The 22,569-nt window shown below is 72.8% G+C and carries 22 protein-coding genes; 12 read left to right on the forward strand and 10 right to left on the reverse strand.

Annotated features, from left to right (window positions below):
- Nucleotides 1–8 precede the first annotated feature (8 nt).
- On the reverse strand, nucleotides 9–809 hold the full coding sequence (gene chcB, locus B1H19_RS26615; RefSeq protein WP_083107270.1) for a 2-cyclohexenylcarbonyl CoA isomerase: 801 nt from the start codon (nucleotides 807–809) through the stop codon (nucleotides 9–11).
- A 323-nt stretch (nucleotides 810–1,132) separates the two neighbouring features.
- On the opposite strand from chcB, the gene B1H19_RS26620 reads away from it, so the two are divergent.
- Complete coding sequence (locus B1H19_RS26620) at nucleotides 1,133–1,300, forward strand: DUF3117 domain-containing protein (RefSeq protein WP_003985072.1); 168 nt, start codon at nucleotides 1,133–1,135, stop codon at nucleotides 1,298–1,300.
- 197 nt (nucleotides 1,301–1,497) lie between these two features.
- On the opposite strand, the gene B1H19_RS26625 is transcribed toward B1H19_RS26620, so the two are convergent.
- Complete coding sequence (locus B1H19_RS26625) at nucleotides 1,498–2,181, reverse strand: O-methyltransferase (protein WP_083107271.1); 684 nt, start codon at nucleotides 2,179–2,181, stop codon at nucleotides 1,498–1,500.
- Nucleotides 2,182–2,380: 199 nt separating this feature from the next.
- On the opposite strand from B1H19_RS26625, the gene sigE reads away from it, so the two are divergent.
- From sigE to B1H19_RS26650, 5 genes are all read left to right on the forward strand, one after another.
- Nucleotides 2,381–3,151, forward strand: coding sequence for an RNA polymerase sigma factor SigE (gene sigE / locus B1H19_RS26630; protein WP_083107272.1), 771 nt, complete (start codon nucleotides 2,381–2,383; stop codon nucleotides 3,149–3,151).
- The gene (locus B1H19_RS26635; protein ID WP_083107273.1) at nucleotides 3,148–4,086 is read left to right on the forward strand and encodes an anti-sigma factor family protein; all 939 of its coding nucleotides are present in this window, start codon (nucleotides 3,148–3,150) and stop codon (nucleotides 4,084–4,086) included. The genes sigE and B1H19_RS26635 overlap by 4 nt, the downstream gene beginning before the upstream one ends.
- Nucleotides 4,087–4,209: 123 nt before the next feature.
- Nucleotides 4,210–6,348 (forward strand): S1C family serine protease, encoded by a 2,139-nt coding sequence (locus tag B1H19_RS26640; RefSeq protein WP_083107274.1) that lies wholly within the window; start codon nucleotides 4,210–4,212, stop codon nucleotides 6,346–6,348.
- A gap of 126 nt (nucleotides 6,349–6,474) precedes the next feature.
- Nucleotides 6,475–6,960, forward strand: coding sequence for a sec-independent translocase (locus B1H19_RS26645; protein ID WP_083107275.1), 486 nt, complete (start codon nucleotides 6,475–6,477; stop codon nucleotides 6,958–6,960).
- Between the two features lie 117 nt (nucleotides 6,961–7,077).
- Nucleotides 7,078–7,725 (forward strand): hypothetical protein, encoded by a 648-nt coding sequence (locus B1H19_RS26650; protein WP_083107276.1) that lies wholly within the window; start codon nucleotides 7,078–7,080, stop codon nucleotides 7,723–7,725.
- A gap of 122 nt (nucleotides 7,726–7,847) precedes the next feature.
- Here the strand turns inward: B1H19_RS26650 and B1H19_RS26655 are convergent, their stop codons facing one another.
- Genes B1H19_RS26655 through B1H19_RS26665 form a run of 3 tightly spaced genes read right to left on the reverse strand, consistent with a single transcriptional unit; the run spans nucleotide 7,848 to nucleotide 10,920 of the window.
- A complete protein-coding gene (locus tag B1H19_RS26655) occupies nucleotides 7,848–9,002 on the reverse strand; it encodes an Mrp/NBP35 family ATP-binding protein (protein ID WP_083107277.1) in 1,155 nt (384 codons plus the stop codon).
- A gap of 42 nt (nucleotides 9,003–9,044) precedes the next feature.
- Nucleotides 9,045–9,623: a DUF1003 domain-containing protein gene (locus B1H19_RS26660; RefSeq protein WP_083107278.1), complete on the reverse strand. Its 579-nt coding sequence runs from the start codon at nucleotides 9,621–9,623 to the stop codon at nucleotides 9,045–9,047.
- The gene (locus B1H19_RS26665) at nucleotides 9,613–10,920 is read right to left on the reverse strand and encodes a magnesium transporter MgtE N-terminal domain-containing protein (protein WP_083107279.1); all 1,308 of its coding nucleotides are present in this window, start codon (nucleotides 10,918–10,920) and stop codon (nucleotides 9,613–9,615) included. The genes B1H19_RS26660 and B1H19_RS26665 overlap by 11 nt, the downstream gene beginning before the upstream one ends.
- Before the next feature lie 243 nt (nucleotides 10,921–11,163).
- Between B1H19_RS26665 and B1H19_RS26670 the strand changes: the two genes are divergently transcribed.
- Complete coding sequence (locus tag B1H19_RS26670; protein WP_083107280.1) at nucleotides 11,164–11,946, forward strand: hypothetical protein; 783 nt, start codon at nucleotides 11,164–11,166, stop codon at nucleotides 11,944–11,946.
- A gap of 41 nt (nucleotides 11,947–11,987) precedes the next feature.
- On the opposite strand, the gene B1H19_RS26675 is transcribed toward B1H19_RS26670, so the two are convergent.
- Together B1H19_RS26675 and B1H19_RS26680 are read right to left on the reverse strand one after the other, a co-directional pair.
- Nucleotides 11,988–12,530, reverse strand: coding sequence for a hypothetical protein (locus B1H19_RS26675; RefSeq protein ID WP_083107281.1), 543 nt, complete (start codon nucleotides 12,528–12,530; stop codon nucleotides 11,988–11,990).
- 87 nt (nucleotides 12,531–12,617) lie between these two features.
- Nucleotides 12,618–13,748: a magnesium and cobalt transport protein CorA gene (locus B1H19_RS26680; protein WP_083107282.1), complete on the reverse strand. Its 1,131-nt coding sequence runs from the start codon at nucleotides 13,746–13,748 to the stop codon at nucleotides 12,618–12,620.
- 509 nt (nucleotides 13,749–14,257) lie between these two features.
- Between B1H19_RS26680 and B1H19_RS26685 the strand changes: the two genes are divergently transcribed.
- The 4 genes from B1H19_RS26685 (at nucleotide 14,258) to B1H19_RS26700 (ending at nucleotide 17,378) form a co-directional block, all read left to right on the forward strand.
- Entirely contained in the window at nucleotides 14,258–14,845 is a 588-nt protein-coding gene (locus B1H19_RS26685; RefSeq protein ID WP_083109899.1) for a suppressor of fused domain protein, read from the forward strand.
- Between the two features lie 158 nt (nucleotides 14,846–15,003).
- The gene (locus B1H19_RS26690; protein WP_083107283.1) at nucleotides 15,004–15,642 is read left to right on the forward strand and encodes a DUF6758 family protein; all 639 of its coding nucleotides are present in this window, start codon (nucleotides 15,004–15,006) and stop codon (nucleotides 15,640–15,642) included.
- A gap of 165 nt (nucleotides 15,643–15,807) precedes the next feature.
- Nucleotides 15,808–16,662, forward strand: coding sequence for a PHP domain-containing protein (locus B1H19_RS26695; RefSeq protein WP_083107284.1), 855 nt, complete (start codon nucleotides 15,808–15,810; stop codon nucleotides 16,660–16,662).
- 110 nt (nucleotides 16,663–16,772) lie between these two features.
- Nucleotides 16,773–17,378, forward strand: a complete 606-nt coding sequence (locus tag B1H19_RS26700) for a MarC family protein (protein ID WP_083107285.1) — start codon at nucleotides 16,773–16,775, stop codon at nucleotides 17,376–17,378.
- A gap of 71 nt (nucleotides 17,379–17,449) precedes the next feature.
- On the opposite strand, the gene B1H19_RS39345 is transcribed toward B1H19_RS26700, so the two are convergent.
- Nucleotides 17,450–17,602, reverse strand: coding sequence for a hypothetical protein (locus B1H19_RS39345; RefSeq protein WP_198535172.1), 153 nt, complete (start codon nucleotides 17,600–17,602; stop codon nucleotides 17,450–17,452).
- 202 nt (nucleotides 17,603–17,804) lie between these two features.
- On the opposite strand from B1H19_RS39345, the gene B1H19_RS26705 reads away from it, so the two are divergent.
- Nucleotides 17,805–18,731 carry an NYN domain-containing protein gene (locus B1H19_RS26705; protein ID WP_083107286.1) on the forward strand — a complete coding sequence of 309 codons (927 nt, stop codon included), beginning with the start codon at nucleotides 17,805–17,807 and terminating at the stop codon, nucleotides 18,729–18,731.
- Between the two features lie 336 nt (nucleotides 18,732–19,067).
- Here the strand turns inward: B1H19_RS26705 and B1H19_RS26710 are convergent, their stop codons facing one another.
- Nucleotides 19,068–19,910, reverse strand: coding sequence for an alpha/beta fold hydrolase (locus B1H19_RS26710; protein ID WP_083107287.1), 843 nt, complete (start codon nucleotides 19,908–19,910; stop codon nucleotides 19,068–19,070).
- 105 nt (nucleotides 19,911–20,015) lie between these two features.
- Nucleotides 20,016–22,445: a DEAD/DEAH box helicase gene (locus B1H19_RS26715; protein ID WP_083109900.1), complete on the reverse strand. Its 2,430-nt coding sequence runs from the start codon at nucleotides 22,443–22,445 to the stop codon at nucleotides 20,016–20,018.
- Nucleotides 22,446–22,569: the final 124 nt, after the last annotated feature.

Raw genomic sequence — 22,569 nt, forward strand, 5'->3', positions numbered from 1 at the left:
CTGCCGGGTCAGCGGCCCAGGAAGACCGGCTTCTCCTTCTTCACGAACGCCTCGACCGCGATCCGGTGGTCCTCCGACGCCCCGGCCCGGACCTGGAGCTCGTCCTCCTTGCCGAGGGTCTCGGCGAGCGAGTGCCCGGCTCCGTAGGCCAGCGATTCCTTGATCGCGGCGTAGGCGGCGGTCGGGCCCTCGGCCAGCCGGCGGGCGACGGCCGCCGCCTCGGCGGCCAGCTCCTCCGCCGGGACGACCTTGTTGGCGATGCCCAGCTCATACGCCTCCTGGGCGCCGATGCTGCGCGGGAAGAGCAGCAGATCGGCGGCCCGGCCGTGGCCGATCAGCCGGGGCAGCGTCCAGGACACCCCGGAGTCGGCGGTCAGCGCCACGCCCGCGAACGAGGTGTTGAACGACGCGGTCTCGGCGACGACCCGGTAGTCGGCGGCCAGCGCGAAGCCCGCCCCCGCGCCCGCCGCGACCCCGTTGACGCCCGCGACCACCGGCTTGGGCATCCCGGCCAGCGCCGTCACGATGGGGTTGTAGTGCTCGCGCACGGTGTTCATGGTGTCGCCCGACCCCGTCGCCCGGTCCTCGGCCAGCAGCCCGATGTGCTCCTTGAGGTCCTGGCCCACGCAGAAGGCGCGCCCGGTGGCGGTCAGCAGCACCGCCCGCACGGCAGTGTCGGCGGCGGCTTCCCGGAGGCTGTCGCGCAGCGCGACCTTCGCCTCGATGTTCAGCGCGTTCATCGCGTCGGGGCGGTTGAGCGTGATCGTCGCGAGTCCGTCGGTCACGTCGTAGAGCACGGTGTCGGCCATGGTGGGGTCCCCTCCGTCGCGGCTTGGACTGCCCGGCAGAGGCAGTCAGCGCTCAGGATGCCGGAGATCATCGGCGGTCGGCATGTGACGTACGTCAAACAACCGGGGCGCGTCGGATGGCGGCGAGTGGCGAAGTATCGCAGCCCCCTCCCCGAATTGGGTGGTTTTGGCCGAGCGCGTTGCACAAGCGATGCTCACCGATGTTGGTCATCGGGTCGTTCGATGCGGGATAATGGCCTGGAAGCAATGTGTTCGATGCCGGTGACACGCGCCTATCGAGGCCGTCGGCTGACGATGAGCTGGTTTCAGGAAGGGGAACGAGCATGGCGGCCATGAAGCCGCGGACGGGCGACGGCCCGCTCGAGGTGACCAAGGAGGGGCGGGGCATCGTCATGCGCGTTCCGCTCGAAGGCGGCGGGCGGCTCGTCGTCGAGCTGACCCCGGACGAAGCCAAGGCGCTTGGCGAGGCCCTGGAGAAGGTCACCGTCTGACGAGGGCGGAACCGCTGCGGTGTCTTGGGCCACGGCCCCGGTACCGTCGGCCCACTACCCCGGCCCCGGCAGGCGGCGCGCTGATGCGGCGCGCCGCCTGCCGGGGCCGTTTTCGTTGCCTTGGGCCGGTCGCGGCCGCACCCCTGCCCGGCCGCCCGGGCCCGGCTCGTGTCCTCGGCCCGGCCCCGTCGCCCGCCTCAGCCGCGCTTGACCGCGCAGAGCAGCCCGTCGCCCACCGGCAGCAGGGCCGGCACCAGCGCACTGCTCTCCCGTACGGCCCGCAGCAGTTCCCGCAGCCGCAGGACCTCCGCGGGCTGCACCGCGGAATCGACGGTGCGGCCGTCCGCGAAGACGCCCGCGAAGCACACCAGACCGCCGGGCCGTAGCAGGCGCAACGATTCAGCGAGGTATTCCAGGCACTCCATCAGGTCCCCGTCGCAGAAAACGAGGTCGTATCCGCCGTCCGCGAGCCGGGGCAGTACGTCGAGCGCCCGGCCGGGGATGAACCGGGCGCGGTTGCCGGCGAAGCCCGCCTCGCGGAACGCCTGCTTGGCGAAGGTCTGCCGCTCCGGTTCCAGGTCGACGGTGGTCAGCACCCCGTCCGGCCGCATGCCGTGCAGGAGGTAGATGCCCGAAACGCCCGTGCCGGTGCCGATCTCGGCGACGGCCTTGGCATCGGCGGTGGCGGCGAGCATCCGCAGCGCCGCACCGGTGCCGGTGGTCACCGTACGGATACCGGCCTGCCGCGCCCGCTCCCGGCACCAGCCGAGGGCGGCCTCGGCCGTTTCGTCGAGGGTCCCGGCGCCGTACGCCTCGGCGAATGCCAAGTTCGTCTGCCGGTTGCCGGTAATGGCCCTCTCCTGTCCCCGTAGTTGACGCAACCGTGACTGTATCCGCTGTGTGCGGGAACCCGCAGATGGGACCGCGCGTTAATAAAGGGCAGGGAGGAAAGCGGCGGAAAAGCGGGGGGATGCGCCGGTGAGGACCACGCGGGATGTGCCACAGGACGGCAGGCAAGGGCGGAAGCAGGACCAAATGCAGGTCAAATCTGCTTATCCGGAGCTAACGGGCGAGGTGGATATGGTAGGGGCTCTACTGGACACCACCAGAGCCACCAGGGGAGGTGCGGCTGCGACAGGTGACCGAAAGGTGCGAAGGCGCTGGAAGAGGTCGTCTGCCGAGCCGAAATCCGTGACACACACCGCTGCAGGTCTCCGTACCGCCGATTCCGCACCCACCGCGACTTTCGCCCAGGACGCGGATGCGCAGGCGTGGGCACCGCCCACCTGGGAGGAGATCGTCAGCACCCACAGCGCACGGGTCTATCGCCTCGCCTACCGCCTTTCGGGCAACCAGCACGACGCCGAGGACATCACCCAGGAGGTGTTCGTCCGCGTCTTCCGCTCGCTGTCGTCGTACACCCCCGGCACCTTCGAGGGCTGGCTGCACCGCATCACCACCAACCTCTTCCTCGACATGGTCCGCCGCCGGCAGCGCATCCGCTTCGACTCGCTCGGCGACGACGCCGACGAGCGGCTGCCGAGCAACGAGCCCGCGCCGCAGGAGCACTTCGACGACACCCACTTCGACGCTGACGTCCAGCACGCGCTGGACACCCTCGCGCCCGAGTTCCGGGCCGCCGTCGTCCTGTGCGACATCGAGGGCCTCTCCTACGAGGAGATCGCCGCGACCCTGGGCGTCAAGCTCGGCACGGTCCGCAGCCGGATCCACCGCGGCCGCTCCCATCTGCGCAAGGCGCTGTCGCACCGCTCCCCGGCGGCGCGCGCCGAAGAGCGCCGGCGGCAGCTGGCTCCGGCCGTGGTCGCCACCGAGGAGGTCGGGATCGCGTGAGCCTCAGTGGCGGTCCGTCCCCCGCCGAGCAGCATCTCGGCGACCGCCTCGCGGCCCTGGTCGACGGCGAGTTGGGGCACGATGCGCGCGAGCGGGTGCTCGCGCATCTTGCGACGTGCGCACAGTGCAAGGCCGAGGCCGACGCCCAGCGCCGGCTGAAAAGCGTTTTCGCCCAAGCGGCGCCCCCCGGCCCCTCCGAGGGGCTGCTGGCGCGCCTCCAGGGCTTGCCGGGCGGCGATCATCCGGGCGGTCCCGGAAGTCGGCTCGGCAGCGGGGGCCTCGGGCGCGGTGACGTCGTCCGCGGCGGCGGCTCCTTCGGCTATGTCCCCGCCTCCGGACACGGCCGGGGGGCCGACCGGGTGCTGGCCGGTATCTCGGGGCAGCCGCGGCAGCGCGGCTTCCGCGTCCACGAGGCGGAGCGGCCCGCGCCGCAGCGCCGCCGGTTCGCCTTCGCGGCGGCCGGTGCGGTCTCGCTCGCGGCGCTCGCGCTGGGCGGTGCCCTCCCTCTGGAGGCGGCCGTCGACCTCCCCGGTGCCCGCACCGACGGCGGCGGTACGGCCGTCACCCCGCTCAGCGCCACCCCGGTGGCGGGCAGCGGCGATCCGGCATACAACGGCGCCTTCCTCATGACGGGGGTTTTCCGCGACGGCATCGCCCGGTCCGGTGGTCCCACCGTGGCCCCGGCCCCCAGCGCGATGCGCCTGTACGCCCCCGGCACGGCCTTCGCGCATGCCGCGCTCCCGGGCCCGACGGGCGGTTTCGACCCCTCGCCCCTGGTCACCGCGACCGATACGGCCGACCCGTACCACCTCTCCCCGGTGGACTACGGACCCGGCCCGGTGCCCGCCCGCGCCTACCCCCCGTCTCCGCCCCTGGAGCCCCGGCACGGCCTGGCCGGTTCCGCCGCGCCCGCGACAACTCCCGACCGGCGCTGACCGTACCCTGCGCAGCCTTGCGCGGAACTGGTTGAATCCCTGTTGGGCGGCGCACCGCTGTTACGGTGCGCGGGCCGCGAGTGGCGGTGGCCCGCACGCAGGCGGGCGAAAAATGGGGAGAACATGGACGACGGTAAGGCCGCCGGGCCGAAGCTGAAGTGGTGGAGCCGCCCGGGACGTCCGGTCCCGCCGGCTTCCACCCAGGCCGGACCGCAGGCACCGGCCCCCTCCGCCGACCGTACGGCGAAGGCGGCCGGTGACACCGCGGAGGACGAGGAGTGGACGCTCCCGGCACCGGACAGGGCGCCGGGAGCGCCGGCGGACTCCGACGCTGCCACGGCCGAGGTGCCGGGCGTCCCCGGACCGGCGGCCGCGGGGGAAGCGAAAACCGAAGCCGAAGCCGAAGCCGCAGTCGCAGCTGAAGCCGAAACCGCAGCCGTAGCGAAGGCCGAAGCCAAGACCGCAGCGGAGGCCGAAACCGCAGCTAAGGCCGAAGCCGAAGCCGCAGCCCCGGCAGAAGCCCCCGAGCCCGCACCCGGCGGACCCCCCGCCCCCGAAGGCGGCATACCCGACACCGCGGCGCCCGGCCACGACCGGTCCGGCGCCTCGACCGTGACGCTCGGCCGGGTGAACGCCGACGGACGGGACGAGACCGCGGCCGCCGCGACGGCCGCGCCGCAGGGTGCGCCGGAGCGCCCGCGCCCGCTGCACGCCGAGGACCCGTACGGCACACCGCCGTACGGGGGTCCCGGCCCGTGGGCGCCCGCGCCCCCCGTCCAGCGCCCGGTCCCGACCCCGCCGCAGGGCACCCCGCTTCCCGCGTACGCGACGGCCGCCCAGGCCCAGGCCCCGGGCGCGACCTATCCCGGCCCGCCGCAGCCGCCCGCCCCCGCGGGCCCCGACGGCCCCTCGCTGACGAAGCCCGCGCCCGGCGGCCCCGAGCCCGCCGCGCCCGACGCCACCGAGACCACCGCCTTCGTCCCGCACCCCGGCGACGGCGGCCCCCGTTCCGCCGCAAGCCGCGCGCCCCTGGCCGCCGGCCCCGTCCCCGCGCCCGCACCGGCCCCCACCGGCGCGTGGCAGCAGTACGACCCCTGGAGCGCGCCCCATCACGGCGGCCCGGCCGCACCGGTGCCGCCCCCCGCCCGCCGCGGCCGCCGGGCGCCGCTGGTGATCGCCGCGGTGGCGCTGGCGCTGCTCGCGGGCGGTGTCGGCGGCGGTGTCGGCGCCTATGTCGAGCGCTACGGCGGCATCAACGACATCAAGCTTCCGCAGGCCGCGGACGACAGCGGCAGCCGCAACCCCGACAGCGTCGCCGGAATCGCCCAGCGGGCGCTGCCCGGTGTGGTCACCCTCCACGTACGGGGCAACGTCGAACAGGGCACCGGCACCGGCTTCGTCCTCGACCACGAGGGCCACATCCTGACCAACAACCACGTCGTCGAGCCGGCCGGGAGCCACGGCGAGATATCGGTGACCTTCAGCGGCGGCCAGACCGCACGGGCGAAGGTCGTCGGGCAGGACGGCGGCTACGACCTCGCGGTGGTGCAGGTCGAAGGCGTCACGGGCCTGCGGCCGCTCACCCTCGGCAACTCCGACTCGGTGCGCGTCGGCGACCCGGTCGTCGCCATCGGCGCCCCCTACGACCTGGCCAACACCGTCACCTCCGGCATCATCAGCGCCAAACAGCGCCCGATCACCGCGGGCGGCCAGAAGGGCGACGGCAGCGATGTGTCCTATGTCGACGCGCTCCAGACCGACGCCCCCATCAACCCGGGCAACTCCGGCGGCCCCCTGGTGGACGCCGAGGCGCACGTCATCGGCATCAACAGCGCCATCCGGGCGGCCGACACCACCGGCGGACCGGACGGCGCGGCCCAGGGCGGCAGCATCGGGCTGGGCTTCGCCATACCCATCAACCAGGCCAGGCGGGTGGCCGAGGAGCTGATCAACACCGGCCGGGCGACACACCCGGTGATCGGCGTCACGCTGGAGATGGAGTACGCCGGGGACGGCGCGCGGGTCAGCGACCACAGCAAGGACGGCCGGGCGGCGGTCGTCGCGGGCGGCCCCGGCGCCAAGGCCGGCATCCGGGCGGGCGATGTGATCACCCAGGTGGACGGCGTCCCGGTGCACAGCGGTCAGGAGCTGATCGTCAAGGTCCGCAGCCACCGGCCGGGCGACACGCTGACGCTGAGCCTCCAAAGGGGCGGAAAGGAGCGGACCGTTCGGCTGACGCTGGGCTCCGCCAGCGGCAACTGATCGTTTGCACCGTGTTGGCGCGGGCGACTCCCGTCCGACGCGGCGGGCCAGGTACCGTGATAGTCGGTCCGGCCCCTGTCCGGCCCCGGGCCTCGAAGGCCGCGGATTGACCCAAGGAGCTGCAAGGTGTTCTTCGACATAGGACCCCTCGAGCTGGTGGCGCTCGTGATCCTTGCGGTGCTGATCTTCGGGCCGGACAAGCTGCCCAAGGTCATCCAGGACGTCATGGGGTTCATCCGCAAGGTGCGGGCGTTCTCCGACAGTGCCAAGGAGGACATCCGCAGCGAGCTCGGCCCGGAGTTCAAGGACTTCGAGTTCGAGGACCTCAAGCCGAAGAACTTCGTGCGCAAACACGTCCTGGAGAAGGACGAATACGGGCTGAAGGAGTTGCAGGAGATCCGCAACGGCTTTGACTTCCGCTCGGAGATGGCCGACCTCGGTGACGTCGTGAACGCCCGCGACAGCGCCCCGGATGCCTCGACGCGCCCCTCGAACGGCGCACCCGCCGACCTCACGAAGAAACCGGCCGCCGTCGGCCGTCCCGACCTGGTCAAGAGGACCGGACAGGCCGCGTCGCAGGAGCGTCCGCCTTTCGACGCCGACGCCACCTAGTATGCCCGTATGCCCGGCTGTGTTGACGCCTATGGCTATGCTCCCGGTGTCCGGGGTGAGGTCGCCTGAGGGGGGCGGGCCGCCCACGAGGCAGGGCAACAAGGAGGCGCCGCGCAGATGGAGACGACGAGTCCGACACCGACCGATGAGGTGTCCGCCGACGTCGGCCGGAAGGTCGACGGCTATCTGCTGGCCGCGTTCCCGTGGTACGGCCTCGACGAGGCGTTCACCGGGCCACGCTGGCTGATGCAGGTCGGCGCGGCAGCGGACGGCACCGTCGAGCACGGGGCCACCGGGCACGGCCACGAGCCGACCATAAGGGCGGAGATCGGCAAGGACGAGGACCGGTTCGCGGTCGTCGTGACCGTCGCCAGCCGCCCCGTACGCCGCAGCGCCGACGGCACCGGCACCCTGGAGGCCACCTCGGTCTCCACGGCCGCCTGGCTCGCCGGCTCCGGGCTGCTCGCCCGCACCTGGCCCTCCCAGATGGACCGCGCGCTGCGCAACGACTGGCTCGACCAGCAGACCATGCTCGCCTGGGAGCTGGCCGACGACCTCGACGGCGAGAGCTGGAGCGAACTGACGCTGCCGGTCGACGGCGTGCCGATGCCGTTCCGCTACCGCGAGTCCGAGTACGGCTGGGTCCTGGCCGGCTCCTCGGGCGACGGCCCCGCCGGGGTGCACATCGGCGCGTACGGGCGCGGGATGAGCGCCTATGGTCTGGGCTTCTCCGTCGTCAAGGACATCACGGAGTACGACGGCTGACGGACGGTGCGTCCGACGGCCGACCGGGCCGGGGCGCACCGGCGCCGAAAGCCGACGCACAAAGGGGCGGACCCGTACGGGCCCGCCCCTTCGGCGTCGGGCGGGAAGCCTCCCGCCCGGCCTCAGAACTTGTTGCGCGGGGTGATCCCCAGCGACATCCCCGACAGGCCGCGCTGACGGCCGCCCAGCTTGCCCGCGATGGCGCGGATGGCGGAGCCGGCGGGGGAGTCGGGATCGGTCAGCACGACCGGTTTGCCCTCGTCGCCGCCCTCGCGCAGCCGCACGTCGATGGGGATGGCGCCGAGCACCGGCACCTGCGCACCGGTCGTCCGCGTCAGCCCCTCGGCGACCCGCTCGCCGCCGCCGGTGCCGAACACATCGACCATCTCGTCGCAGTGCGGGCAGGGCAGCCCGGACATGTTCTCCACCACGCCGACGATCTTCTGGTGCGTCTGCACCGCGATCGAACCGGCCCGCTCGGCGACCTCGGCGGCCGCCTGCTGCGGGGTGGTGACCACCAGGATCTCGGCGTTCGGTACGAGCTGCGCCACCGAGATGGCGATATCGCCGGTGCCCGGGGGGAGGTCCAGCAGCAGCACGTCCAGATCGCCCCAGTAGACGTCGGCGAGGAACTGCTGGAGGGCGCGGTGCAGCATCGGGCCGCGCCAGACCACCGGGGCGTTGCCCGGGGTGAACATGCCGATGGAGATGACCTTCACGCCGTTCGCCGACGGCGGCATGATCATGTTCTCGACCTGGGTGGGCTTGCCGTCGGCACCCAGCATCCGGGGCACGGAGTGGCCGTAGATGTCGGCGTCCACCACGCCGACCTTCAGCCCGTCCGCCGCCATCGCCGCGGCGAGGTTGACCGTCACCGACGACTTGCCGACGCCGCCCTTGCCGGAGGCGACCGCATAGACCCGGGTCAGCGATCCGGGCTTGGCGAACGGCACCTCGCGCTCGGCCGTACCGCCGCGCAGCGACGTCGCCAGCTCCTTGCGCTGCTCGTCGCTCATCACCTCGAGCTCGACACTGACGCCGGTGACGCCCTCGACCCCGGCGACGGCGTCGCGCACGTTGTTGGTGATCGTCTCGCGCATCGGGCAGCCGGAGACGGTGAGGTAGACCACGACGGCCACCGCGCCGTCGGCCGCGATCTCCACCGATTTGACCATCCCCAGGTCGGTGATGGGTCGGTGGATCTCGGGGTCGTTCACCGTCGCGAGCGCGTCGCGGATCGCGTCCTCGCTCGGGGCGCCTGTGGTCTCGGTAGCCATGCCCCGATGGTACGGCGCAGAAGCGCGCCTCCGGTAAGGCCGTCAGCGGTCGCGTTCGTCACTCTCCGACTCGACCATCTGCCGCAGTTCCAGGTCCCGCAGCAGGTCCTGGAGCTCGTCGCGGATCCAGTCGCGGGTGGTCACCTCGCCCAGGCCCAGTCGCAGTGCCGCGATCTCTCGGGTCAGGTATTCCGTGTCGGCGATGGAGCGCTCGTTCTGCTTGCGGTCCTGCTCCTGGGTGATCCGGTCCCGGTCGGCCTGGCGGTTCTGCGCCAGCAGGATCAGCGGCGCCGCGTACGAGGCCTGGAGCGACAGCGCCAGGGTCAGGAAGATGAACGGGTAGCTGTCGAAGCGCAGACTGCTGGGCGCGACGATGTTCCAGGTGATCCACACGATGATGGCGACGGTCATCCAGACGATGAACCGGCCGGTCCCCAGCAAGCGGGCGATCTTCTCCGACAGCCGCCCGAACGCCTCCGGGTCGTACTCCGGAAGGAACGTCCGGCGCGGTGCGCGCGGCACGTCCAGGCGCACCCGGGGCCGCTCGGCGGCGCCCCGCCGCACCGCCGAGGCGCCGTTCGCCCGCGTGCGGTCCCTGGCCTCCCGCTCCTCAGCGCCCATCGGCCGCCTTCCCCAGGTGCGCGGCGCCGGTCAGCCCGGCCGGGCCGGAGCCGTGCAGGCCGTCCTCGCGCCAGTCCTCCGGCAGCAGATGGTCCAGCACGTCGTCGACGGTGACCGCGCCCAGCAGGGCGCCGCTCTCGTCCACGACCGGCGCGGCCACCATGTTGTACGCGGCCAGATAGCTGGTCACCTCCGGCAGCGGGGTGTCCGGCGGAAGGGGCGGCAGATCGGTGTCGGCGATCGAGCTGACGAGGGTGAACGGCGGGTCGCGCAGCAGCCGTTGGAAGTGGACCAGGCCCAGGTACTTGCCGGTGGGCGTCTCGTCCGGCGGCCGGCACACATAGACCTGGGCGGCGAGCGCGGGGGAGAGATCCGGGTCGCGCACCCGGGCCAGCGCCTCGGCGACCGTCGAGGCCGGGCGCAGCACGATCGGATCGGTGGTCATCAGCCCGCCCGCGGTGCGCTCCTCGTACGACATCAGCCGCCGCACGTCCGCGGCCTCCTCCGGCCGCATCAGGCCCAGCAGCCGCTCCTTCTCCTCCTCCGGCAGCTCGGAGAGCAGATCGGCGGCGTCGTCCGGGTCCATCGCCTCCAGGACGTCGGCGGCGCGCTCCTCCTTCAGCTTGCCGAGGATCTCGACCTGGTCGTCCTCCGGCAGCTCCTCCAGGACGTCGGCGAGCCGGTCGTCGTCGAGCGCCGCGGCGACCTCGGAGCGGCGCTTGGGGGAGAGGTGGTGCAGTACGCCCGCGAGGTCGGCCGGGCGCAGCTGCTCGAAGGTCGCCAGCAGGCTCTCCGCGCCCTGCCCGTGCTCCTCCCGCGAGAAGCCGGTGACCGCCGACCACTCGACGGTCAGCGCCTCGCCCTTGCGGCGCAGCGCCCCGCCCTTCCCCTTGCGGACGAAGACCTTCTCGATCTCCCAGTCGCGTCGGGCCGGCAGCCGGGTGATGCCGATGTCCAGGACGGTGACGTCCTCGCCGGTCTCCACCAGCCGCACCCGGCGGTCCAGCAGTTCGCCGAGCACCAGCGTCTCCGACGTGCGCTGTTCGAAGCGCCGCATGTTGATCACGCCGGTGATGACGATCTGGCCGGACTCCACGCCCGTCACCCGCGTCATGGGGACGAAGATCCGGCGCCGGCTGATCACCTCGACGACCAGCCCGAGCAGCCGCGGCGGGCGCGCGCCGACCCGCAGCAGCGCGACGAGGTCCCGCAGCCGGCCGACGGGGTCGCCGTTGGGGTCGAAGACGGCGATGCCGGAGAGATGGGAGACAAAGACCCGGGGAGTGACCACCGCCATGCGCAGTGCCTCCCTTGCTCCCGTTTTCTCCCGTTACGTCACCTCGCGGAGGCTTCAGGCTAACGCGCCCGGATCGTCGGTGCCCCGCGGAGAACGGCCGGATGGCGGCCGCTCACCGCGGCCGCGCACACCGCCCGTCCGGCCGTACGGGTGTGCTGTCCACACCCCGCCGAAATCCGCGCACGTCCCAGGTACGCTGCCGTTCTGCTGTCGAGGTCACCCGCATCAGGAGGCAGAACCGACGTGACTGCAACCGCCCCGGGCCCGCGCCCCCGATCGCTGACCGGCCGCCGTCGCACGGGACGGGCGGCGCTCGTCGGTGCGGTGTGCGCGGCACTGGCCGCGGCGCTCGCGGGCTGCGGCAGCGACGACCCGGACGCCGGCACCAACGGCGTCGGCAAACTGCCCGCCGCCACGATCCAGGCCAAGGCCCGGGCGGCCGCCGGCCGGGCCGACACGGTCCATCTCTCCGGCACCATCGGCTCCCAGGGCCGCACCTACACGCTCGATATGCGGCTCGCCCCCGACGGCGCGAAGGGCGAGCTGGGCACCAAGGGGGCGTCCTTCTCGCTGCTCCGGGTCGGCCATGCGCTCTACCTCAAGGCGGACTCCGCCTTCTGGGCCGGCGAGAAGAACGGCAAGTCCGCTGCGGGCGGCGAGTCCGCGGCGGCGAAACTCGGCGGCAAGTACGTCAAGGTGCCCGCCGCCGACCCGGTCTACAAGCGCTTCAGCGGCTTCACCGACAAGGACACCCTGCTGTCCGGCCTGCTCGGGCTGCACGGCAAGCTCGCCACCGGGGACCACGGCGACGTCGGCGGCGTCCGCACCGTACGCCTGACCGCGGCCGCGGGCTCCGGCGGCACCCTGGACGTCTCGCTGGAAGGGACGCCGTATCCCCTGCGCATGCGCCGCGCGGGCGGCGCGGGCGTGCTCCGCCTGTCCGACTGGGGCAAGAAGGTCGACCTCGCCCTGCCGCCCAAGGACCAGGTCGTCGACTACGGTTCGCGGGTCTCGGGCCGCGGCTGAGCGCCCGCGCCGTCCACCGCCGACGTCCCGCCGGACCGGCCCTACCCCTTGCGTCCCCGCCGCAGCAGCTTGGGCAGGGCCGCCGGGATGGGGCGGCGGGTGAGCGCGGGAGAGGCCGGCGGGCGCGCGGCGTGCGACTCCTCCGGCATGCGGCCGGGGCGCTGGAGAGCCTCCCCCTCGGCCGGCTCCAGGCGCAGCACCCGGCATTCGCGGGCCCAGCGTTCGGTGAGGGTGTCCGCGTCGGGGGCGTTGGGCCGCTTGCCCTTGAGCTCCTCGACCGCGGCCCGCCAGGGCTCGCTGTCCGGGGCGAGCTCCACGACCCGCGCCTGCCAGGCGACCAGCCGGCCGCCCTTGTCCTTGCTGCGTACGGTGACCGTGGCCGGGCCACCGTCGGCCAGGCCGAGGTCCGCCAGCGGCTGCTCGCCGGGGCCGTCCCCCACCAGGCAGGCGGCGCCGTCGTGCCACAGATGCCACAGCGCCCGCGCCGGGCCGGTCGTACCGCGCACCCAGATCAGGCCGGACTTCTTGGTGGCCTCTTCGATGAGCGCCCGATCCTGGAGGGCCTGCGACACGGTCTGAGTCATACGTCTCAGCCTAATGGGCGGCCCCGGAGGCGTCCGGGCCCGCCCAGGCGCTGAGACGTACGGCCCCCGCCCGCGCGGGCGCACCGCTCAGAGCCAGCCGGCGCGCTTGAAGCCCCGATGGATGCCGAAGCAGATCGCCACCGTCACCAGCATCATCACCGGGTAGCCGTACTTCCACTGGAGCTCGGGCATGTATTTGAAGTTCATGCCGTAGATCCCGGCGATCATCGTCGGTACGGCGAAGATCGCCGCCCAGGCCGTGATCTTGCGCATGTCCTCGTTCTGCGCGACGGCGGCCTGCGCGAGATTGGCCTGGAGGATGGAGTTGAGCAGGTCGTCGAAGGACAGCACCTGCTCGTTGACGCGGGCCAGGTGGTCGGCCACATCGCGGAAGTACTTCTGGATGTCCGCGTCGACCAGCCGCATCGGCCGCTCGCTCAGCAGCTGCATCGGCCGCAGCAGCGGCGACACGGCGCGCTTGAACTCCAGTACCTCACGCTTGAGTTGGTAGATCCGCCCGGCGTCGCCGCCCTTGGCGGTCGAGCCCTTGCCGCCGGTCCCCTTGCCGTTGGTGCCCGAACTGAAGACGTCGATCTCCACCTCGTCGATATCGTCCTGCACCGCCCCCGCGACCGCCATGTAGCCGTCGACCACCTGGTCGGCGATGGCGTGCAGCACCGCCGACGGCCCCTTGGCCAGCAGCTCCGGGTCGTCCTGGAGCCGGTGGCGCAGCGCGCGCAGCGAGCCCTGGCCGCCGTGCCGGACGGTCACGATGAAGTCCCGCCCGGTGAAGCACATCACCTCGCCGGTCTCCACGACCTCGCTGGTCGCGGTCAGTTCGGCGTGCTCGACGTAGTGGACCGTCTTGAAGACGGTGAACAGGGTGTCGTCGTAGCGCTCCAGCTTGGGCCGCTGGTGGGCGTGGACGGCGTCCTCCACGGCCAGCGGGTGCAGCCCGAACTCCTGGGCGATACCGGCGAATTCGGCCTCGGTGGGCTCGTGCAGCCCGATCCAGGCGAAGCCGCCGCCGTCGCGCACCGACGCCATGGCCTGGGCGGGCGTGACGGGCTCGCTCACCCGGCGGCCCTCGCGGTAGACGCCGCAGTCGACGACGGCGCTGTTGGGGCAGGCCGGGGCGGCGGACTCGTAGCGGTAGGGGGTCTCGTCGCGGCGCCGGGAGGGACGGACGGCGGCACGCAGGTCACGGATCATCGACATGGCAGGCTCCTTCACGGGCCGGCCGCCAGAGAGGGGCGCGGGGCGCAACGCTGCCCGGAACGTGGACGTACGAGGCATCTTTGGCTGTACGTCCGCAAAGCGGGCGGCGCTCCGTGCGGTGACACTGACGGCAGTTCGCAGAACACGGAAAAGAAGAGTCGGAGGCGCTCTTCCGTCATCTACATCCGGCGCGAAGGAAGATCCGTGTTTCACCGCTGAGCGGGTGGGTACGGAAGCTCTCGGATCAGGAGATTCGCTGCGCGAGCGGGACGACGGGAGAACTATCGGTACTGCACGGTCGACTCGGATCCACCGCAGCCCCACCTCCTCCGGCCGGTCCCCGTTGGGGGACGACGTCATTCCCTGACCAGACGGCAAGGCTATCAGCCGTCTGAAGCGCAACGGCGCCGCTTTGCCTGTTCCATACGAAGAACGGACCCGTCGCGGTGGTGCCCGCGCGCACGGACTCCGGGGCGGTCCGTGCCAAGGCCCCGTCCTATGCTCGCCGCATGTCTGACGTTCTTGAGCTGGTCGAGGCCCGGCTGCGCACGGCCCTGGGTGCACCGGACGCGCGTGCCGCCGTCACCTTCCTCGGCACCGACCGTATCGAGGTGCTCCGCTTCGCGGACGACGGGGTGGTGCGCTACGCCACACTCGGGATGTCCGCCCAGCCCATGTCCGACCCCACGGCCGTGGTCGCCGACCCGCTGCGCGGCCCCCGCGCCGAGCTCGTCCTGACCGTACGCGGCGGCCGCGCCGACACCGACAAGGTCCTGCGCCCGCTCGCCGTGCTCGCCGCATCCCCGCAGGTCGAAGGCGTGATCGTGGCCCCGGGTGCCTCACTGGACGTGGGGGATCCGCTGTGGCCCGGCGCGCCCTTCACCTCGGTCCTGGTCGCCGAGCCCGGAGGGCTGGTCGAGGATCTGGAGCTGGACGAGCCGCTCGACCCGGTGCGGTTCCTGCCCCTGCTGCCGATGACGCCGAACGAGGCCGCCTGGAAGCGGGTGCACGGCGCCGACGCCCTCCAGGAGCGCTGGCTGCGGCACGGCACGGACCTGCGCGACCCGCTGCGCAGCGGCGTACCGCTGGACGACTGAACGGGGGCGGGGGCGGGGGCCGTTCGGCCGTACGGGTCCGACGCCTCGTGCCCCCGGTGCGGCGGCGGCCGGAACGGTCTCCGGGCAGGTGGTGGCGGGCACACCGGACGGGTGATCGTCCTTGACGTGGACGCGGCCCTGGAGGACCGTTGGTCCTTATGAGGGGCGAACCCAGTTGCCCGAAGTGCGGAGGCCGGGTGCGGGCGCCCGGTCTTTTCTCCGACTCCTGGCAGTGCGGCGTGCACGGCATCGTGCATCCGCTCCAGCCGGTCGTTCCGCCCAGCGTCGAGGCGCTCGGCGTCGTCGTGCACCGCGCACAGGTACCCGTCTGGATGCCCTGGCCCCTCCCCGTGGGCTGGCTGTTCACCGGCGTCGCCTGCGCCGGGGACGACCGCAGCGGCGGCCGGGCGACCGCGGTGGCCTGCTCGGGGCCCGGACCGCTGGGCGGCCCCGGTGAACTCCTGCTGATCGCCGAGGAGCTCGGCGTCGGCCTCGGCGCCCGCTACGCCGGGATAGACGGTCCCGATCCCGGCCTCCGGCTGTCCGTCGACAAACCCCCCAACGCCAAGGTGCTGGCCGCCGGCCGCCCGACCCCGATGTGGCAGGTCGTCGGCTCGCCCGACGACCGCGCGGTCTTCGCCGGCGAGGCGCGCGGGCTGTGGCTGTGGGCCATCGCCTGGCCCGAGAGCTCGGGCCTGCTGATGTACGACGAACTGGTGCTGACCGATCTGCGCGAGGCGGGCGCCGAGGTGGACCTGCTGCCGTGCGGTGCGCTCTCGCCGCGGATCCTGAGTTGAACGCAGCCTGAGCTGACCGCGCCCCGGGCCGGGCCGGCGGCGGCCCCTGTCCCGCCCGACAGGGACGTGTCCGGGCGGCCGGTATCCTTCTGGGGGCACCGCCCTGCGCTCTTTCCGAGCCGCCCGTGATCCCCGTCCGTCCCGCAGCAGTCTGGAGTCCGCGTCGTGCGCATCGATCTGCACACCCACTCCACCGCCTCCGACGGTACGGACAGCCCCGCCCAGCTGGTGCGCAACGCCGCGGCGGCCGGGCTCGACGTCGTCGCGCTGACCGATCACGACACCGTCGCCGGCCATGCCGAGGCGCGCGCCGCGCTGCCCGAGGGGCTGACCCTGGTCACCGGGGCCGAGCTCTCCTGCCGCATCGACGGGGTGAGCCTGCACATGCTCGCCTACCTCTTCGACCCCGAGGAGCCCGAGCTGGCCCGCGAGCGGGAGCTCGTCCGCGACGACCGCGTACCGCGGGCCCGCGCCATGGTCGGCAAGCTGCGCGAGCTCGGTGTGCCCGTCACCTGGGAGCGGGTGGCGGAGATCGCCGGTGACGGCGCGGTCGGGCGTCCGCATCTCGCCACCGCGCTGATCGAACTGGGCGTGATCGACACCGTCTCCGACGCCTTCACCTCCGAGTGGCTCGGAAGCGACGGCCGGGCCTACGTCGAGAAGCACGAGCTGGATCCGTTCGAGGCGATCCGGCTGGTCAAGGCCGCCGGCGGGGTCACCGTCTTCGCGCACCCGCTGGCCGTCAAGCGCGGCAGCTGCGTACCGGAGCGGGTGATCGGCGAACTGGCCGCGGCCGGACTCGACGGCATCGAGGTCGACCACATGGACCACGACGCGCCCACCCGCGCCCGGCTGCGCGGCCTGGCCGCCGAGCTGGGACTGCTGCCCACCGGGTCCAGCGACTACCACGGCAGCCGCAAGACCTGCCGCCTCGGTGACCACACCACCGACCCCGAGATCTACGGCGAGATCGTGCGCCGTGCGACCGGCGCCTTCCCGGTGCCCGGCGCGGGCGGCTGAGCCCCCGAGCCCACCGCCGTACCCCCGATACCCCGCACGGGCCCGTCGCGCGCCGCGTCCGCCCGTGATCCGCTCGTAGCACCACCCCCTTACCCCGCAAGGCCATCACCGTGTTCGACGTCGCCGTCTTCAGTACGCTCTTTGTCACCCTCTTCGTCATCATGGATCCCCCTGGGATCACCCCGATCTTTCTGGCCCTGACCTCCGGGCGCCCGGCCAAGGTGCAGCGCCGGATGGCCTGGCAGGCGGCCGCCGTCGCCTTCTGCGTCATCGCCGTCTTCGGCCTCTTCGGCCGGCAGATCCTGGGCCGGCTGCACATCTCCACCCCCGCGCTGATGATCGCGGGCGGGCTGCTGCTCCTGCTGGTCGCGCTGGACCTGCTCACCGGCAAGTCCGAGGAGCCGACCCAGACCAAGGACGTCAATGTGGCGCTGGTGCCGCTGGGCATGCCGCTGCTGGCCGGGCCCGGGGCGATCGTGTCGGTGATCCTGGCCGTACAGCATGCGCACGGCGTCGCGGCGCAGGTGTCGGTCTGGGCGGCCATCGCCGCGATCCATGTGGTGCTCTACCTGGTCATGCGGTTCTCGCTGGTGATCATCCGGGTGATCAAGGACGGCGGTGTGGTCCTGGTGACGCGGCTGGCGGGCATGATGCTCTCCGCGCTGGCCGTGCAGCAGATCATCAACGGCGTGACCCAGGTGATCCAGGCGTCCTGACCCCCGCAGGGACCGCAGACGCACGGCGCCCCCGTACGGACCGTCCGTACGGGGGCGCAACAGCTACGGCGTCACCGGGCGGCGGTGTCGGCCGGGCGGATGTAGATGCGCTGGCCGATTGCGGCGGCCTGCTGCACGATCCGGTTGACGGAGGCGGCGTCCACGACGGTGCTGTCCACGGCGGAGCCGTCCGCATCGTCCAGTCGCATGATCTCGAAGCGCATCAACGCTTCTCCCTTCGTCTGATCCTCCTGCGGAGAACGTGAGTGGTGCGGAGGGCGCGGCTTCGTTGCCGCGCTCCGTACGGGTACAACGACCCGCACCCCGCAATCATTCCCTACGCTAAAGAAAATTTTCGAGGAACTAAGTACCTGCTCGGGGGAGCGGTTGTGCCCATCGAGTGACGGCCCGGACAATGAGTCCGGTATGAACGACATAGGCCCCCCGGCCCCCGCCGACCTCGCCGCGCTCGCCTCCGGTATCGAGCGCACCAACGAGCTGCTCACCCGAGTGCTCGCCAAGGTCTCCACGACCCCGTCCACCCACGGGGTCTTCGTGGACGCGGGCTATGTCTACGCCGCGGCGGGACGGCTGGTCGCCCAAACGGAGGACCGCCGGGCCATCGAACTCGACGCCGAAGGGATCATCGAAGCCTTCATCGACAAGGCTCGGACGATCTTCCCCGACAGCCGGCTGCTGCGCGTCTACTGGTACGACGGCGCCCGCCGACGGATACACACCCAGGAGCAGCAGCACATCGCCGAGCTGCCCGACGTCAAGGTCCGGCTCGGCAACCTCAACGCCAACAACCAGCAAAAGGGCGTCGACTCCCTGATCCGCACCGACCTGGAGTCGCTGGCCCGGCATCGCGCCATCAGTGATGCGGTGCTCATAGGGGGTGACGAGGACCTGGTCTCGGCGGTGGAGGCGGCGCAGGGATACGGCGCGCGGGTGCACCTGTGGGGCATCGAGGCCGCGGGCGGCCGCAACCAGGCCGAGCCGCTGCTGTGGGAGGTCGACAGCCAGCGCACCTTCGACCTGGACTTCTGCAAGCCGTACGTGACCCGCCGGGCCGGGGTGGAGGGCGACGGCCCGGCCCTGTGCGAGACGCCGGTACCGGCCCGCGAGGACGTCCGCTTCGTGGGGGCACGGGTGGCCGCCCAGTGGCTCTCCGAGCGCGGCCGCGACTGGGTGGCGACGCTGCTGCCCGGCCATCCGTATCTGCCCGGCACCGTCGACCAGGAACTGCTGACCGCCGCGGAGGCCCTGTTGCGGCACTCGCTGCGCGGCCATGCCGATTTGCGGCGCGTGCTGCGGGATGGCTTCTGGGACCACGTGCAGGGTCAGTACTAGCCGCACCGGTCCGCTGCGCTTTGCCTGGGCCCCACGTTTTTGTCTTTCCCGCCGTAGGGGGTCCTCGCCGTTGCGCCTGCGGCGAGCTGGTTGCCGCTGCGCGGGGCTGTTCGGCTGCGGTACCGGACCTACACGGCTCCGCCGCTACGGCCCGGCACCTCCCCGTTGGTGGTGGGGAAAAACGGTGGGGGTGGACCACCGGCCTTCTTCCCCCCACCGTCGGGAGGGGCCGCACCGGAGGACGAAGTCTGCAGGGGCGGCACCGCGGCCGACAAACCACCCCAGCCCGCCGCAGGCGCAACGGCGAAAGACCCCGACGGCGGGACGGACGGCCGACTACGTGGAAAGCCAAAAACGGGTCAGCGAAGCCGCCGTGGCGGCTGAGCGTTCCGCATTGGGGGAGTGGCCGGCGCCCTCGATGACCGTGCGTCGGGCGGAGAGGCGACGGGCCATATCGTCCATCAGCGGCACCGGCCAGGCGTCGTCGGTGGTTCCCGAGACCACGTGCTTGGGCAGCGGCACGGCCGCCAGTTCCGCCACCCGGTCGGGTTCCGACAGTATCTGACGGCCTGTCACCATCAGCTGCTCGGGGACGGTATTGAGCCAACGGCGGCGCAGAAACGCGTCGATCTCAGGGGGGTTGGGCGCCTCCGGCGCATCGGCTGCGCGCATCGCCTCCCAGATGTCCGCCATCTCCAGCGTGCCGAGCGCCTCGATCAGCATCCGTACGCGCGTCTGCTGGGCCTCGGTGATGGCGGCCGGGCCCGAACTGAGGAGGGTGAACGAGAGGAACGGGGACGGGTCGAGGAGGATCGCCGCACGGGTGATCAGGCCGCCGAGGGAATGGCCCAGCAGATGGACCGGGCCGCCGAGGGCCCGGGCCTGGGCCAGGACGTCGAGGGCCAACTCACCCTGGGCATACGGGAGTTCCTCGCGCGGCCCGGGGGACTCGTGCTGCCCCCGGCCGTCCACCGCGACCACCCGGAACCCGGCCGCCGCCAGCGGTTCGAGCAGCGCGATGAAGTCCTCTTTGCTCCCGGTGAACCCCGGCACCAGCAGGGCGGTCCCGACCGGGGCGGCCTCGGGCCGGGCGTCGTGCACGGCGAAGACCCCGCGCTCGGTCTCGAGCCGGAGTGCACGAGCGCACGGGGGGAGCTTCAGGAGGGGCGGCGTGCTCATGCCGCGAGGCTAACGGACGGGCAGGTCCGGACGACACGACGGCCCGGGATGCACGACGGCCCGGCTCCCGCGGGGTGCGGGGACCGGGCCGTGGTGGTGGATGCGTCAGCTTTCCGGCGTGGCCTTGGCCGCGGCGACCTTGCGGGTCCGCTTCGGCTTCGCCTCGGCCCCGGCGTCGGCCGTCTTGGCGGCGGCGGTCTTCCGGGTGCGCTTGGGCTTGGCCGATGCGGCCTCCGCGCCGTCGGCAATGTCCGCGGCCGGCTTCGCCGCGGCGGCCTTGCGGGTCCGCTTCGGCTTCGCCTCGGCCTCGGATTCGGCCGTCTTGGCGGCGGCGGTCTTCCGAGTGCGCTTGGGCTTGGCCGGTGCGGCGTCGGTGCCTTCGGCGGTGTCGGCGGCTGCGTCCGTGGCGGCCTTGGCGGCGCCGCGGGTGCGGCGGCGCGGCGCGGCCTCGGCCGGTGCCTCCGCGGCGGTCGCGCCCTCGGCCGTGTCCACGGCCTTGGCGGCGGCGGCCTTGCGGGTGCGCTTGGGCTTGGCCGGTGCGGCGTCGGTGCCTTCGGCGCTGTCGGCGGCGGCCTCGGCGGGTGCCTCCGCGGTGGCCTTGGCGGCGCTGCGGGTGCGGCGGCGCGGCTTGGCCGGAGCGGTCTCAGCGCCTTCGGCGACGTCGGCGGCGGCCTCGGCGGGTGCCTCCGCAGCGGCCTTCGCCGCGCCACGGGTGCGCCTGCGCGGCGCGGCCGGTGCGACGGCCTCGGCCTCGGCCTCGGCGGTCCCCTCGGCCGTCTCCACGGCCTCGGTGGCGGCCTGTGCCGCCGGACGGGCGGCCCGGGTGCGGCGGCGGCGCGGCTTGGCGGGGGCCTCGGCCGGAGCTTCGGCGACCGGGGTGGCCACCGCGGCCTCGGAGACGGCCTCCGCGGCCTCGGGGGCCGTCACGGCCGCGGGCTGCGCGGCGCCGACGCGGGTCCGGCGGCGGCGCCGCGGCTGCCGCCGCTCGCCGCCCTCGGCCGCCTGCTCGCCATCGGTCGGCTCACCGGCGGGCGTCGCGGCGGCGGGCTCCAGCGCGGACCCGCCCCGGGTGCGGCGGCGCTGCCTCGGCGTCCGCGTGCGCTGCGGCCGCTCCTCCTCCACGGCGGCGCGGCGGCCGCCCCGGCCCCGGCCGCCGGTCTCGCCGAGGTCCTCGACCTCTTCGGCGGCGAGCCCGGCGCGGGTGCGCTCGGCGCGCGGGAGGATGCCCTTGGTGCCCGCGGGGATGTTCAGCTGCTCGTAGAGGTGCGGCGAGGTGGAGTAGGTCTCCTCCGGCTCGTCGAACGACAGGTCCAGCGCCTTGTTGATCAGCTTCCAGCGCGGGATGTCGTCCCAGTCGACGAGGGTGACCGCGGTGCCCTTGTTGCCCGCGCGGCCGGTGCGGCCGATGCGGTGCAGATAGGTCTTCTCGTCCTCGGGGGACTGGTAGTTGATGACATGCGTCACACCCTCGACGTCGATGCCGCGGGCCGCGACGTCGGTGCAGACCAGGACGTCGACCTTGCCGTTGCGGAAGGCGCGCAGCGCCTGCTCGCGGGCGCCCTGGCCGAGGTCGCCGTGCACCGCGCCGGACGCGAAACCGCGCCGGGCGAGCTGGTCGGCGATATCGGCGGCGGTCCGCTTCGTACGGCAGAACACCATCGCCAGGCCCCTGCCCTCGGCCTGGAGGATCCGGGCGACCATCTCCGGCTTGTCCATGGAGTGGGCGCGGAAGACGTGCTGGCTGATGTTGGCGACGGTGTGGCCCTCGTCGTCCGGCGCGGTGGCGCGGATGTGCGTGGGCTGCGACATGTAGCGGCGGGCCAGGGAGATGACCTGGCCGGGCATGGTCGCGGAGAACAGCATCGTCTGCCGCTTGGCCGGCAGCAGCTGGATGATCTTCTCGACGTCGGGCAGGAAGCCCAGGTCGAGCATCTCGTCGGCCTCGTCCAGCACCAGGCTCTTGACCTGCGAGAGGTCGAGCTTCTTCTGGCCGGCGAGGTCCAGCAGACGCCCGGGGGTGCCGACGACGACGTCGACGCCCTTCTTCAGCGCCTCGACCTGCGGCTCGTAGGCCCGGCCGCCGTAGATCGCCAGGACCCGTACGTTACGGACCTTGCCCGCGGTGAGCAGGTCGTTGGTGACCTGGGTGCACAGCTCGCGGGTGGGGACCACGACCAGGGCCTGCGGCGCCTCGGTGAGCTGCTCGGGCCGCGAGCGGCCGGCCTCGACGTCGGCGGGGACGGTCACGCGCTCCAGGAGCGGCAGACCGAAGCCGAGCGTCTTGCCGGTGCCGGTCTTGGCCTGGCCGATGACGTCGCTGCCGGAGAGGGCGACGGGGAGGGTGAGCTCCTGGATGGGAAAGGGGGAAACGATGCCGACGGCTTCAAGGGCCTCGGCGGTCTCGGGGAAAATCCCGAGCTCTCGGAACGTAGACAGAATCTTGCCTCTTCTGTGAGACGCGGCATGAGGCGGCGAAGGGGGTCGTACCGTGCCGTCGTACCTGTTCGTACGGGGGCCGACCTGAGAGAGCCGGATGGCGCGGGACCACTGCCAACGCTCAGGCGTTCGTGCCGCGAGCGGGTGTGCCTCCTGCTGTGCGTACCTCTCGTACGCGCCGCGGGGAGGGCGGTCGGTTGGAGCCGATCGGGCCACCGACCGG

The organism is Streptomyces gilvosporeus, from assembly GCF_002082195.1.
GTDB lineage: Bacteria > Actinomycetota > Actinomycetes > Streptomycetales > Streptomycetaceae > Streptomyces > Streptomyces gilvosporeus.

Bases quoted from the DNA above. Each gene is read 5' to 3' on its own strand.
- chcB (WP_083107270.1), bottom strand. From the start codon at position 809: ATGGCCGACACCGTGCTCTACGACGTGACCGACGGACTCGCGACGATC.
- B1H19_RS26620 (WP_003985072.1), top strand. From the start codon at position 1,133: ATGGCGGCCATGAAGCCGCGGACGGGCGACGGCCCGCTCGAGGTGACC.
- sigE (WP_083107272.1), top strand. From the start codon at position 2,381: ATGGTAGGGGCTCTACTGGACACCACCAGAGCCACCAGGGGAGGTGCG.
- B1H19_RS26640 (WP_083107274.1), top strand. From the start codon at position 4,210: ATGGACGACGGTAAGGCCGCCGGGCCGAAGCTGAAGTGGTGGAGCCGC.
- B1H19_RS26650 (WP_083107276.1), top strand. From the start codon at position 7,078: ATGGAGACGACGAGTCCGACACCGACCGATGAGGTGTCCGCCGACGTC.
- B1H19_RS26655 (WP_083107277.1), bottom strand. From the start codon at position 9,002: ATGGCTACCGAGACCACAGGCGCCCCGAGCGAGGACGCGATCCGCGAC.
- B1H19_RS26660 (WP_083107278.1), bottom strand. From the start codon at position 9,623: ATGGGCGCTGAGGAGCGGGAGGCCAGGGACCGCACGCGGGCGAACGGC.
- B1H19_RS26665 (WP_083107279.1), bottom strand. From the start codon at position 10,920: ATGGCGGTGGTCACTCCCCGGGTCTTTGTCTCCCATCTCTCCGGCATC.
- B1H19_RS26675 (WP_083107281.1), bottom strand. From the start codon at position 12,530: ATGACTCAGACCGTGTCGCAGGCCCTCCAGGATCGGGCGCTCATCGAA.
- B1H19_RS26680 (WP_083107282.1), bottom strand. From the start codon at position 13,748: ATGTCGATGATCCGTGACCTGCGTGCCGCCGTCCGTCCCTCCCGGCGC.
- B1H19_RS26685 (WP_083109899.1), top strand. From the start codon at position 14,258: ATGTCTGACGTTCTTGAGCTGGTCGAGGCCCGGCTGCGCACGGCCCTG.
- B1H19_RS26690 (WP_083107283.1), top strand. From the start codon at position 15,004: ATGAGGGGCGAACCCAGTTGCCCGAAGTGCGGAGGCCGGGTGCGGGCG.
- B1H19_RS39345 (WP_198535172.1), bottom strand. From the start codon at position 17,602: ATGCGCTTCGAGATCATGCGACTGGACGATGCGGACGGCTCCGCCGTG.
- B1H19_RS26705 (WP_083107286.1), top strand. From the start codon at position 17,805: ATGAACGACATAGGCCCCCCGGCCCCCGCCGACCTCGCCGCGCTCGCC.
- B1H19_RS26710 (WP_083107287.1), bottom strand. From the start codon at position 19,910: ATGAGCACGCCGCCCCTCCTGAAGCTCCCCCCGTGCGCTCGTGCACTC.